Source organism: Streptomyces sp. 1331.2, assembly GCF_900199205.1.
Taxonomy (GTDB): Bacteria; Actinomycetota; Actinomycetes; order Streptomycetales; family Streptomycetaceae; genus Kitasatospora.
The window spans coordinates 1917487-1930343 of record NZ_OBMJ01000001.1 but is presented as its reverse complement, the minus strand read 5'-3'; the positions used below and the strand labels follow the sequence as shown (position 1 = coordinate 1930343).

The window sequence follows — 12857 nt, the reverse complement described above, 5'->3', positions numbered from 1 at the left end:
GGTTCGGTTCCTTCCCAGTGGTCAGCTGGTCAGCTGGTCAGTTCGTGGCCGCGGTCGGTGCGGGCGTCCACGGCTGGAGCTTGTTGGCCAGCCGGATCTCGTCCACGATCCGGCCGATGATGGTGGTGATGCCGAAGTCCTTCGGGGTGAACACGGCGGCGACGCCGGCGGCCTTGAGGGCCTCGCCGTCCGCTGCCGGGATGATGCCACCCACGATCACCGGGACATCCTGCACCCCGGCGCGGTCCAGCCGCTTGAGGACGTCGGGCACCAGCTCGCAGTGCGCGCCGGAGAGGATCGACAGGCCCACGCAGTGCACGTCCTCCGCGACGGCGGCGGAGACGATCTGCTCCGGGGTCAGCCGGATGCCCTGGTAGACCACCTCGAACCCGGCGTCCCGGGCCCGTACGGCGATCTGCTCGGCGCCGTTGGAGTGCCCGTCCAGGCCGGGCTTGCCGACCAGCAGGCGCAGCTTGCCGGCGCCCAGCTCCGCGGCGGTCGCGGCGACCGCGGCGCGGACCTGCTCCAGCTCGCCGCCGGGCTCCGCGGCGACGGCGACGGGCGCGCCGCCGACGCCGGTGGGGGCGCGGTACTCGCCGAAGACCTCGCGCAGGGCGAAGGACCACTCGCCGGTGGTGACACCGGCCCGGGCGCAGGCGAGGGTGGCCGGCATCAGGTTGGCCTCGGTGGCGGCGACGGCCTTGAGCCCGGCCAGCGCCTCCTGGGCGGCGGCCTCGTCGCGCCGGCCGCGCCAGGCCTCCAGGGCGGCGAGCACGGACTGCTCGGAGGCCGGGTCGACGACCATGATCGCGGTGTCGAGGTCGGCGGTGAGCGGGCTGGGCTCGGTGGTGTCGAAGCAGTTGACCCCGACGATCTTGTCCTCGCCGGACTCGATCCGGGCCCGGCGGGCGGCGTGCGAGGAGACCAGGTTGGACTTCAGGTAGCCGGACTCGACGGCCGGGATGACCCCGCCCATCTCCAGCACCTTGGCGATCTCCGCCTCCGCGCCGGCCAGCAGCGCGGCGGTCTTGGCCTCGATCACCTCGGAGCCGTTGAAGATGTCGCCGTACTCCAGCAGGTCCGACTCGTACGCCAGCACCTGCTGGATCCGCAGCGACCACTGCTGGTCCCACGGCCGCGGCAGGCCGAGCGCCTCGTTCCAGGCGGGCAGCTGGACGGCCCGGGCGCGGGCGTCCTTGGAGAGGGTGACGGCCAGCATCTCCAGGACGATCCGCTGGACGTTGTTCTCCGGCTGCGCCTCGGTCAGGCCGAGGGAGTTGACCTGGACGCCGTAGCGGAAGCGGCGCTGCTTGGGGTCGGCGACGCCGTAACGCTCCAGGGTGACCTTCTCCCAGAGCCGGGCGAAGGCGCGCATCTTGCACATCTCCTCGACGAAGCGCACGCCGGCGTTCACGAAGAAGGAGATCCGGGCGACGACCTCGCCCATCCGCTCGGCCGGCACCTGCCCGGAGTCGCGGACGGCGTCGAGCACCGAGATGGCGGTGCACATCGCGTACGCGATCTCCTGGACGGGGGTGGCCCCGGCCTCCTGCAGGTGGTAGCTGCAGATGTTGATCGGGTTCCACTTGGGGATGTTGCCGACCGTGTAGGCGATCATGTCGGTGATCAGCCGCACCGACGGGCCGGGCGGGAAGACGTGCGTCCCGCGCGACAGGTACTCCTTGACGATGTCGTTCTGGGTGGTGCCGGTGAGCTTGGCGATGTCGGCGCCCTGCTCCTCGGCGACCACCTGGTAGAGCGCCAGCAGCCACATCGCGGTGGCGTTGATCGTCATGGAGGTGTTGGTCTGTTCGAGCGGGATGCCGTCGAACAGGGCGCGCATGTCGCCGACGTGGCCGACCGGGACGCCGACCCGGCCCACCTCGCCGCGGGCGAGGACGTGGTCGGAGTCGTAGCCGGTCTGGGTCGGCAGGTCGAAGGCGACGGACAGGCCGGTCTGGCCCTTCGCCAGGTTCCGCCGGTAGAGCGCGTTGGAGTCGCTCGCGGTGGAGTGCCCGGCGTAGGTGCGCATCAGCCAGGGGCGGTCGCGCTTCTGAGGCTCGGTCATCGGGGGGCGTCCTCAGACGTTCCGGAAGCGATTGATGGCGTCGATGTGCCGGGCGCGGAACTCGGCGTCGCGCACGCCCAGGCCCTCCTCGGGGGCCAGGCAGAGCACGCCGACCTTGCCCTGGTGCTTGTTGTGGTGCACGTCGAGGGCGGCCTGGCCGGTCTCCTCCAGGGAGTAGACCTTGGACAGGGTCGGGTGGATCTTGCCCTTGGCGATCAGGCGGTTGGCCTCGAAGGCCTCGCGGTAGTTGGCGAAGTGCGAGCCGACGATGCGCTTGAGCGACATCCACAGGTAGCGGTTGTCGTACTGGTGCATGTAGCCGGAGGTGGAGGCGCAGGTGACGATGGTGCCGCCCTTGCGGGTGACGTACACCGAGGCGCCGAAGGTCTCCCGGCCCGGGTGCTCGAAGACGATGTCCACGTCCTCGCCGCCGGTGAACTCGCGGATCTTCGAGCCCAGGCGCTTCCACTCCCGCGGGTCCTGGTTGTTCTCGTCCTTCCAGAACTTGTAGCCCTCGGCGGAGCGGTCGATGATCGCCTCGGCGCCCATGGCGCGGCAGATCTCGGCCTTCTGGTCGTTGGAGACCACGCAGATCGGGGTGGCGCCGCCGGCCAGCGCGTACTGGGTGGCGTACGAGCCGAGGCCGCCGCTGGCGCCCCAGATCAGCACGTTGTCCCCCTGCTTCATGCCGGCGCCGTTGCGCGAGACCAGCTGGCGGTAGGCGGTGGAGTTGACCAGGCCGGGGGAGGCGGCCTCCTCCCAGGTGAGGTGCTTGGGCTTGGGCAGCAGCTGGTTGGTCTTCACCAGCGCGATCTGGGCCAGGCCGCCGAAGTTGGTCTCGAAGCCCCAGATGCGCTGCTCCGGGTCCATCATCGTGTCGTTGTGGCCGTCCGGGGACTCCAGCTCGACCGAGAGGCAGTGCGCGACGACCTCGTGGCCCGGCTTCCAGGAGTTCACGCCGGGGCCGGTGCGCAGCACCACGCCCGCGAGGTCGGAACCGAGCACGTGGTACGGCAGGTCGTGGCGCTTGGTGAGCGGCGACAGCCGGCCGTAGCGCTCCAGGAAGCCGAAGGTGGAGACCGGCTCGAAGATCGAGCTCCACACGGTGTTGTAGTTCACCGAGCTGGCCATGACGGCGACCAGGGCCTCGCCGGGGCCCAGCTCGGGGAGGGCGACCTCGTCGAGGTGAAGGGACTTGCGGGGGTCCTTGTCGCGGCTGTCGAGGCCCGCGAACATCTGCTCCTCGTCCTTGTGGAGCGTGACCGCCCGGTAGGACTCGGGGAGCTTGATGGCTGCGAAGTCCGCCGACGTGCTGTCGGCGCTGAGGATCGCGTCGAGGATTTCCTGCATGGCTGCCTCCGAAGGCGTACCTGTGCGAGGGTCACAGGGCGTCTGGGGGAGCCGGGAGCGGACACCGGCTTCGCTGAGGTGGGTGGTGGGCGGGGTCAGGCTGGGCGCCCGGGGTGAACCGGGCCGTGCTGGCTCTGCTCGTTGCGGGCGCTGCCCGCTACTGGCTCGGTTCCCGGGGTGTGGGAACGCCGGACGACGGCGCGCCGAGGTGGGGAGCCGCGGCGCCGCGACTGGTGAGTAACAAGGTAGTGGCACCCTGTGCCACTCGTAAAGACACCGGGTGCCAGGAATTCCGACGGTCCGAAACGGGCCGAAACGGCGCTCGACGCGCGCCCGGTGAGCATGCGGAAGGCCCGCGCCGACGAATCGGCGCGGGCCCTCAATGCTGCTCTGACCTGCGTAAATACCGGGCCGGTCAGCCCCTGGCGCCGCTCAGCGCGGCCCGGATGCTGTCCACCACGACCTCCAGCGGGGCGTCCGTCCGGGCCACTGTGATGAGCACCTCACCTCCGGGACTGGCACTCAGTGCGCTCTCGGCCAGGACGTCCCCAGCAGCCCCACTGGCACCGGGTGCCACCAGGGATCCCCGGCGTCTGGCACCGGGCGCACTGAAGCCCCAGAAGGTCCGCCGGATCACCTCGAAGGAGTGGTCCAGCTGCTCCTCCACGTCCCCGCGGCCGCCGGCCCGCAGCCAGCGCCGCAGCACGTGGTTGTGCGCCGCGACGACCGCCGCCGCCGAGACCTCGGCCAGCATCGAGTCGTCCTCGCCGCCGCGCTGCCAGCCAGACGGGATGGACTCCCCGGTGTCGAACCGGCCCAGCAGGTAGCGGGTGAACAGCCGCTCGTAGCGGGCCACCACGGCGATCTCCCGCTCGCGCAGCGCCGGGACCTGGCGGATCAGCTGGTACCGCGCGACCGACACCCCCGGGGTGGAGGCGTACATCCGCAGCACCTCCTTGATGCCGCGGCAGACCACGTCCAGCGGGTGCTCCTCCGGCTCGGCGCTGGCCAGCAGGTCCGCCACCCGGACGAGGGTGTCGTCGTGGTCCGGGAAGATCGCCTCCTCCTTCGACCGGAAGTACCGGAAGAAGGTGCGCCGGGCCACCCCGGCGGCGGCCGCGATCTGGTCGACCGTGGTCTCCTCGTAGCCCTGCGAGGCGAACAGCTCCATCGCGGCCGTGGCCAGGTCCTGGCGCATCTGCTGGCGCTGCGCCGCCGCCCGGCGGCTGCCCGGCCCGCCCTCCGGCCCGGTGCCCCCGGTCGGGGGGCCGTCCGGTCGGCGCCGTGCGAACCGGCGGGGTGCTGCGGGGAGGCTGACTGAACCCGATCCATGTCCGGAACGCTACACGGCCCCGGGGGAGCGGCTGCGGCCCTTCCCCGGCGCACCGGCTCGACCGGGCCGGTCACCGCCGGGCGCGGCCAGCGGGAGGACACCGTCCCGGGGCTCCAGCCGGGGCGTGTGGAGGGTGCGCCCCCGGGCGCCGCCGTGCCGCCCCCGGGCTGGGGCGTGGTCACCGGCGCGCGTGGTCGCGGAAGCCGCGGCCGGTCTTGCGGCCCAGGCAGCCCGCCGCGACCAGGTGCTCCAGCAGCGGTGCGGCGGCCAGGCCGGGCTCGCGGAACTCCTGGTGCAGCACCTGCTCGATGGTCAGCGAGACGTCCAGGCCGACCACGTCCAGCAGCTCGAACGGGCCCATCGGGTAGCCGCAGCCGAGCTTCATCGCGGTGTCGATGTCGTCCACCGTCGCGTAGTGCTCCTGCAGCATCCGCACCGCGTCGTTCAGGTAGGGGAAGAGCAGCGCGTTGACGATGAAGCCGGCCCGGTCGCCGCACTCCACCGGGTGCTTGCGGACCTTGGCGGTCAGCTCCAGCACCGTCGCGGTGACCTCCGGCGCGGTCAGCACGGTGGAGACCACCTCGACCAGCTTCATGGCCGGCGCCGGATTGAAGAAGTGCATGCCGATCACGTCCTGCGGCCGCGAGGTGGCGGTCGCGCAGCTGATCACCGGCAGCGAGGACGTGGTGGTGGCGAGCACCGCGCCCGGCCTGACGATCTTGTCCAGGGTGGCGAACAGTTCCCGCTTGACCGCCAGGTCCTCGGCCACCGCCTCGACCACCAGGTCGACCTCGGCCAGCTCGGCGTACTGGCCGACCGGGGTGACCAGCGCCAGCGCGGCGTCCCGCTGCTCGGCGGACATCCGGCCCCGGGTGACCGAGCGCTCCAGCGACCTGGCCAGCTGCGCCTTGGCCCGGTCGGCCTTCTCCTGGCTGCGGGCGGCCAGCAGCACCGGGTGCCCGGCCTTGGCGAACACCTCGGCGATGCCGGTGGCCATCGTGCCCGAGCCGCAGACGCCGACGGTGCGGACCTCGCGGCCCGGCACCTTCGGCAGGGCCGGCCCGGTGGCCGCGTCCACCGCCTTGGAGGAGCCCGGCGCCTCGTAGGCGTAGAAGCCGCGGCCGGTCTTGCGGCCCAGCAGCCCGGCCGCGACCAGCTGGCCGAGGATCGGGGCGGGGGCGTGCAGACGGTCCCGGGACTGCTCGTACATCGCCTCCAGGACGGTGCGGGCGGTGTCGATGCCGATCAGGTCGAGCAGCGCCAGCGGGCCCATCGGCAGGCCGCAGCCGAGCCGCATCGCGGCATCGATGTCCTCCCGCGAGGCGTACTTGGACTCGTACATCGCCGCGGCCTGGTTCAGGTAGGCGAACAGCAGGCCGTTCACCACGAAGCCGGCGCGGTCGCCGGCTGCCACCGGCTCCTTGCCGAGGTCCCGGGCGAAGGCGGCGGCGTCCTCGGCGGTCTGCGGGGAGGTCAGCACGGTGCGGACCACCTCGACCAGCTTCATGGTGTGCACCGGGTTGAAGAAGTGCAGGCCGAGCACGCGCTCCGGACGGGCGGTCGCGGCGGCGATCCGGGTCACCGAGAGCGCGGTGGTGCCGGTGGCCAGCACGGTGGCCTCCGGGCAGATCCGGTCCAGCTCGGCGAAGACCTCCCGCTTCAGCTCCAGCTGCTCGGGCACCTCCTCGATCACCAGGTCCGCCTCGGCGGCGGCCGTCAGCTCGTGCCCGACCGAGATCAGCGCGAGCAGCGCGGTGCGCTCCTCGGCGGTGATCCGCTCCCGGTCGACCGCGTGCGCGGTGGCTTCCTCGATCCGGGCCAGCGCCCGGGCGGCCGAGTCCTCGGTGGCCTCGATGCCGATCACCCGGCGACCGCTCTTGGCGACCGCCACGGCGACACCGGCACCCATCGTGCCGAGGCCGACGACGGCGACCGTGGGGAAGGGACGCTCCATTGTCCTGACTCCTAGTCATGAGAGCCCGCGCGTGCTCCGGCGGGCAGGCCGCTGCGCCCGTACGACGGGGGGCGGCCGCCGCCGGAGGAGGGTCCACGCGCGGGGGCTGGGGAGATGACGGGTTCCGGCACACCGGCAGCGGCCGGTCCGCTCCGGCCGAACTGCGGGTGTGCCGTGGTGCTCAGGCGCTCGAAGGTGAAGGAAGCGGCTCTGATACGAGGAAGAGAACCCGGCCCGCCGCGAGTCGCGGCACCGGCCGGTGAAGACGCACCGCGCGAGCGCCGCAGACACGGCGACCGCGAGCCCCGTCGGTGCGGCTCCCGAAGCCCGACGGTGGTGCGTGCGGCCACTGTAGCGAAGCTACTCGCCGGTAGGAAGGGGGCTGTGGGCGGAAAACCGTTCGGGTGCCGGGGCCGCTCTTCGCTAGGGTGATCGACGCGGGGGCGGCTCCGCGGCGTGCTTCCTTCTCACTCATCTCCAAAATGACCCGAGTGCGCCCACTCTCCGCCCCCGCTTCGTCGTACCTGCCGGGGGAAGAGCTGTGAAGAAGCCGAGCGTCGCGGAGCCCGAGACCGGGCTGGACGCCTACCTGCTGCGCCGTCACGGAATGGTCCGGGTCGAGCCCGGCGTCGCGCCCGGGGAACCACTTCCGTGGTCGGCCCAGGGGCTCGTGGCCCTGGAGGCCGACCTGGTGCAGCGCGGCTACGTCCTGACCCGCGGCCTGCGCGCCGCCCTCGGCCGACTGCGCCCGCTGGACCTGTCCGCGGCCGGCACCCGACTGCTGCTGCGGATCGACGCGCAGCTCGGCGCCAACCGCAGCCACCAGCCGCTGTTCCGCACCTTCCCCGACGGCGTCCCCTCGCACGCGCACGCCACCTACTCCGCGACCATCCGCGGCTACCTGCTCTGCCAGGCCGGCCAGATCTGCGTCCTGTGCGAGCGCAGCAGCCTGGAGGTCGGGATCGGCGCGCTGGCCCCGTGCGCCCACCTGATCTGCGGCGAGTGCTACCAGGACATGCTGCTGGAGGACGGCGACGACCGCCGCTGCCCGCTCTGCCGCACCCCGCTGGAACCCAAGCCCTACCTCTCCCCCGACACCCGGGCCGCCCGCCACGCCGCCCGCACCCTCCCGCCCGGCAGCGCGCTGCGGCCGCTGCGCCTGGCCGGCGCCGACGACCCGACCGAGCTCGCCGGCGCCGCACTGGGCGCCCTGCTCGCCCGCCACACCCCGCTGAACCCGCAGGACCGCGAGGACCTCGCGCTGCTGCTCGAGCACGCCCCCGCCGACCCGGCCGGCTGGCTGCCCGCCGAGGTCCCCGTCCGGGAGAGCCGCGCCACCGTGCTCGCCGCGCTGCTGCGCGGCGATGCCGACCGCACCCGCCCACTGCTCGCCGCCCACCTCACCACCGCCACCGACGTGCTGCGGCTGCTCTGGGCGTGGTCCGGCGCCGAGCCCGACCTGCTGCCCGAGACCGCCCGCGGGCTACGGCTGCGCAACCTGCCCCGCCCGCTGCGCCGCGAACTCCTCGCCGTCCTGGACGCGTTCCCGGTCGGCACCCTCGCCGAGGACCTGCGCCGCCACCGGCAGGCCTGGCTGCGGGCCGGCGAACTGCTGCACCCGTACGAGCACCGCGAGCGCTTCCCGTACGCGGCCGCCGCCTTCGCCGTGCTCCGGCAGAGCGACCTCGACCTGCACGGCCTCGGCCCGCAGCTGCGCGAGGCGCCCGCCCCGCTGCGGGTGCGCGAGACGCCCGGCGGACACACCCGGCTGACCGTCGAGACTTTCGCCGCCGCCGTCGAACACGCCCTCGGGCAGGGCGACCTGCCCGCCGCCGTCCGACTGCTGGCCCGCCGCCCGGGCGAACTGGTGCGCCGGCTGCACCACCTGCTGCGGGTGCACCAGACCTGGTGCCGCGACGAGCCGCTGCCCGCCGCGCTCGCCGAGGCGCTGCCGGGGGCACTGCGCGCCGTCGCGCCCTGCCCGCTGCTCGGCGCGTACGGGCGGCTGCGCGCACCGCGCGCGTACGGCGAGCGGCGGCTGTACTTCCCGCGCGGCCGGGTCGCCTCGGCGCACGCCCGCTCCGACCGGGGCACGCCCGTCCCGGCCGCGCTCAGCGCGCCGGTCTGCGCCCTGATCGAGGCCGAACTGCTGCGCCGCGCCGGGCAGTCGGCGCGGGAGGCGGGGCGCCACGAGGTGGCGGTGCTGGACGCCGGGCTGGCCGACCTGGTCGTCCCCTTCGCCGAGCGCGCCGGCGCCAAGACCCTGGTCGCCGTGCCGCGCGGCAGCGTGCAGCGGATCCCGGACGGGCAGTACCTGCGGCTGTTCGTGCACTGGATGCAGCGCCCGCACCAGCGGGTCGACCTCGACCTCTCGGTCGCCTTCTACGACGAGGAGTGGCAGTTCACCGGCCTGTGCGACTACACCCGGCTGGTCATGGGCCCGCGCGCCGCCGTCCATTCCGGGGACTTCACCACCGCCCCGCCGCCGCACGGCGCCACCGAGTTCGTCGACCTCGACCTGCCGGCGCTGGGCAAGGCCGGTGCCCGGTACGCCGTGGTGGTGGTGTTCAGCTACAACGACGTCCCCTTCGAGGACCTCACCGACGCCTTCGCCGGCTTCATGGCGCTGACCCCGTCCGAGGCGGCCCGCCAGGGCACCGGCAGCTTCCACCCCGGGAGCGTGCGCCAGCGGCTGGACCTCGCCGGGGACGCCAGGATCTGCGTGCCGATGATCGTCGACCTCGGGACCCGCCGGCACACCTGGACCGACCTCAACGTCGGCTCCGGCAGCGGCTTCCACAGCATCCACCGGCACCACGAGCGGATCGGCGCGCTGGCCGAGGACGTGCTGGCGTACTTCGCCGCCGGCTCCCGGGCCACCCTCTGGGACCTCGCCTGCGCCGCCGCCGCGGCCGGCAGCGACGAGGTGCTGGTGCGCGACCGGAAGGGCCTCGGGCTGGACACCTACCACCGGGGCGCGGACGAGCCGGTGGCCGACTTCTTCGAGCGGCTGCGCGGGCGCCACGTGAGCGACCGGCGCACCGAGCAGCGGCCGGACGACACCGCCCGGCTGATCGCCGAACGCCTCACCGGCGCCCGGGCGTTCACGGCGCTGGTGCACGCCGACGTGCCCGCCCCGGCCGGTGCACGCGGGACGTTCTACCGGCTCTACCCCGGCCCGACGGACGCCGCCCCGGACACCCTGGAGCGGATCACCGCGGGGGACCTGGTCGCGCGCTTCGCCCCGAACGGGTGAACGGGCGGACGGTCGTCCGTTTGGACCACCCGATAGGGGAGTTACACCACCCCAACCGCCGGGGCAGCATGGTGACATGACCATCGGAACCGGCACCGCCGGCCCCACCGCCTCCGGTCCCGCCCGGCCGTCCGGCTCCGCCGAGCCGACCGGCCCGGCCGGCGCCGCGGCCGCCGTCGCGCTGCCCCCGCGCGCCGAACGGGCCGAGCGCGCCGACGCCGCCGCCGCCCGGCTGCGCACCGCCGCGGTCGAGGCGGTGGCCGTCACCTGGGTGGACAACGCGGGCGTCACCCGGGTCAAGGCCGTACCGCTGGCCGGCCTGCAGCACGCCGCGCAGTGGGGCGTCGGCACCGCGCCCTGCTTCGACGTCTTCCTCGCCGACGACGCGATCACCACCAGCCCGATCATCGGCGGCCCCACCGGGGACCTCAGGCTCTACCCCGACCTGGAGCGGGTCGTCCCGCTGGCCGGCCAGCCCGGCTGGGCCTGGGCCCCGGGGGACAGGTACACCCAGACCGGCGCCCCGCACCCGGGCTGCCAGCGGCTGTTCGCCCGCCGGATGGAGGCCGCGGCGGCCGGGCGCGGGCTGAGCCTCAAGGCCGGCATCGAGGTCGAGTGGGTGGTCGCCCTGGCCGGCACCCCGCAGGAGGAGCCGCAGTACCCCACGCACGGCCCCGCGTACGGGATGCACCGGCTCACCGACCTCTCCGACTACCTGCGGGACGTCCTGCGCGCCCTCGGCGAGCAGGGGTTGGCCGTCCTGCAGATCCACCCCGAGTACTCCCCGGGCCAGTTCGAGGTCTCGGTCGCCCCCGAGGGCCCGGTCGGCGCCGCGGACACCTCCGTCCTGGTCCGGCACACCATCCGGGCGGTGTCCGCCCGGCACGGCCTGCGGGTCTCCTTCGCGCCGTTGGTCGAGCCGGGCGCGGTCGGCAACGGCGGCCACCTGCACCTCAGCCTCTGGCGCGGCGAGCGCAACCTCGGCCACGGCGGCTCCGGGCCGCACGGCCTGACGGCCGAGGCCGAGGGCTTCCTCGCCGGCGTCCTGGAGGCGCTGCCCGAGCTCCTGGTGCTGGGCTGTTCCAGTCCGGCCGGGTACCTGCGGCTGGTGCCCTCGCACTGGGCCGGCGCCTACCAGTGCTGGGGCCTGGAGAACCGCGAGGCCGCGCTGCGCCTGGTGACGGGGTCCACCGGGGAGCGGGCCGCCGCCGCCAATGCCGAGGTCAAGTGCTTCGACGCCAGCGCCAATCCGTACCTCGCGGTCGGTGCGGTGATCGCGGCCGGTCTCGCCGGGCTGGACCAACGCCGGGCGCTGCCACCGGAGTTCACCGGGGATCCGGCGGCCGCCGAGCCCGGCACGGTGCCCCGGCTGCCGGAGGGCCCGGCCGAGGCGCTGGCCGCGTACGAGCGCTCGGCGGTGCTGCGCGAGGCGCTGGGCGAGCCGCTGTACCAGGCGGTGCTGGCGGTGCGCCGAGCGGAGGGCGAGCAGTTCGCCGCGGCCACGCCCGAGGAGGCGGTCGCGGCGGCACGCTGGCGGTACTGACCGATGGCCGGGCCGCAGTTCGCACCGTCCGCAGGGGCGCTCGCGCTGGTCGACCACCACTGCCACAGCGTGGTGGCGGCCGAGTTGGCCGACGACGCCCTGGCCGGGCTGCTCACCGAGTCCGACCGACCGCCCGCGCCCGGCTGTTCGCCCTTCGACAGCGCGCTGGGCCTCGCCGTACGGCGCTGGTGCCCGCCGGTGCTCGGCCTGCCCGCGCACGCCCCGGCCGCCGACTACCTGGCCCGGCGGCGGGAGTTGGGCGCCGCCGAGGCGACGGCCCGGTTGCTCACCGCGGCCGGGCTGGACACCTGCCTGGTGGACACGGGCCTGACGGCCGCCGCGGGCCTGCCGCTGCTGCCGCTCGGCGAACTGGCCGAGGCCGCGGGCGCCTCGGTGCGCGAGGTGGTCCGGCTGGAGACGGTCGCCGAGCGGGTGACGGCCGGCGCCGAGGACTGGCCGCGGGCGGTGGCCGAGGCACTGGCGGAGGCCGCCGGCGGGGCCGTCGCGGTCAAGTCGGTGCTCGCCTACCGGCACGGCCTGGCCGCCCCGGCCGAACGGCCCGCCCGCTCGGCCGTGGTGGCCGCGGCCGGCGCCCGGCTGCGCGGCGGGCCGGAGCGGCTGACCGACCCGGTCCTGCTGCACCACCTGCTCTGGACGGCCGTGGACGTCTGCGCAGAGCTGGGCCTGCCGCTCCAGCTCCACACCGGCTTCGGCGATCCGGACCTCACCCTGCACCGGGCCGACCCCGCCCTGCTGGCGGACTTCGTGCGCGCCGCTGAGCCCAGCGGCGTCCCGCTGGTGCTGCTGCACTGCTACCCGTACCACCGGCAGGCCGCCTGGCTGGCCCAGGCCTTCCCGACGGTCCACACCGACCTCGGATTGACGGCCTCCTACACCGGCCCGCAAGTCGCGGCGGTGCTGGGCGAGATGCTGGAACTGGCACCGTTCGGAAAATTGCTGTTCTCCACCGACGCTTACGGGCTACCCGAACTTTTCTTGGTGGGCACCTGTCAGTTCCGGTACGGACTCGGCGCGTTGCTGGATCGTTGGCAGGCGGACAGTGCGTGTTCCGCAGCCGACGCCGAGCGGCTGACCCGGCTGATCGCCGCCGACAACGCCCGGCGGCTGTACGCGTTGTAGCTGCACCGCGGTGGTGCGGCCCGGCGCCCGATCGCCGTTTCCACGTGCACGGCCGCACGTCGGCAAAGCATCACTTTTTAACAATCTTGGCCCTGTTTCCCTTGTTCACCTGCCGACTTCTCGGCTTCGTTGCCGATCCAGGGCTGATCTAGTTGTGACGATTAGATGACTACCTCTTGCGCATCTCATCGAATATTCATTAACGTCCCGGTC

At 73.9% G+C, this 12857-nt stretch carries 7 protein-coding genes; 3 read left to right on the top strand and 4 right to left on the bottom strand.

Going from position 1 to position 12857, the window contains the following annotated elements; genetic code table 11:
- Positions 1-37: 37 nt before the first annotated feature.
- From CRP52_RS08035 to CRP52_RS08020, 4 genes are all read right to left on the bottom strand, one after another.
- Positions 38-2068, bottom strand: coding sequence for a protein meaA (locus tag CRP52_RS08035; protein ID WP_097235771.1), 2031 nt, complete (start codon positions 2066-2068; stop codon positions 38-40).
- 12 nt (positions 2069-2080) lie between these two features.
- Positions 2081-3418, bottom strand: coding sequence for a crotonyl-CoA carboxylase/reductase (gene ccrA, locus CRP52_RS08030; RefSeq protein ID WP_097235770.1), 1338 nt, complete (start codon positions 3416-3418; stop codon positions 2081-2083).
- A gap of 415 nt (positions 3419-3833) precedes the next feature.
- Positions 3834-4616: a TetR family transcriptional regulator gene (locus CRP52_RS08025; RefSeq protein ID WP_097235769.1), complete on the bottom strand. Its 783-nt coding sequence runs from the start codon at positions 4614-4616 to the stop codon at positions 3834-3836.
- A 313-nt stretch (positions 4617-4929) separates the two neighbouring features.
- Positions 4930-6705 (bottom strand): 3-hydroxyacyl-CoA dehydrogenase family protein, encoded by a 1776-nt coding sequence (locus CRP52_RS08020; RefSeq protein ID WP_097235768.1) that lies wholly within the window; start codon positions 6703-6705, stop codon positions 4930-4932.
- A 541-nt stretch (positions 6706-7246) separates the two neighbouring features.
- Here CRP52_RS08020 and CRP52_RS08015 point away from each other — a divergent pair.
- From CRP52_RS08015 to CRP52_RS08005, 3 genes are all read left to right on the top strand, one after another.
- On the top strand, positions 7247-9961 hold the full coding sequence (locus tag CRP52_RS08015) for an MXAN_6230/SCO0854 family RING domain-containing protein (protein WP_257032353.1): 2715 nt from the start codon (positions 7247-7249) through the stop codon (positions 9959-9961).
- Between the two features lie 76 nt (positions 9962-10037).
- A complete protein-coding gene (locus CRP52_RS08010) occupies positions 10038-11504 on the top strand; it encodes a glutamine synthetase family protein (RefSeq protein WP_097235767.1) in 1467 nt (488 codons plus the stop codon).
- Between the two features lie 3 nt (positions 11505-11507).
- Positions 11508-12644, top strand: coding sequence for an amidohydrolase family protein (locus CRP52_RS08005; RefSeq protein WP_097235766.1), 1137 nt, complete (start codon positions 11508-11510; stop codon positions 12642-12644).
- The last annotated feature ends 213 nt before the right edge of the window (positions 12645-12857 follow it).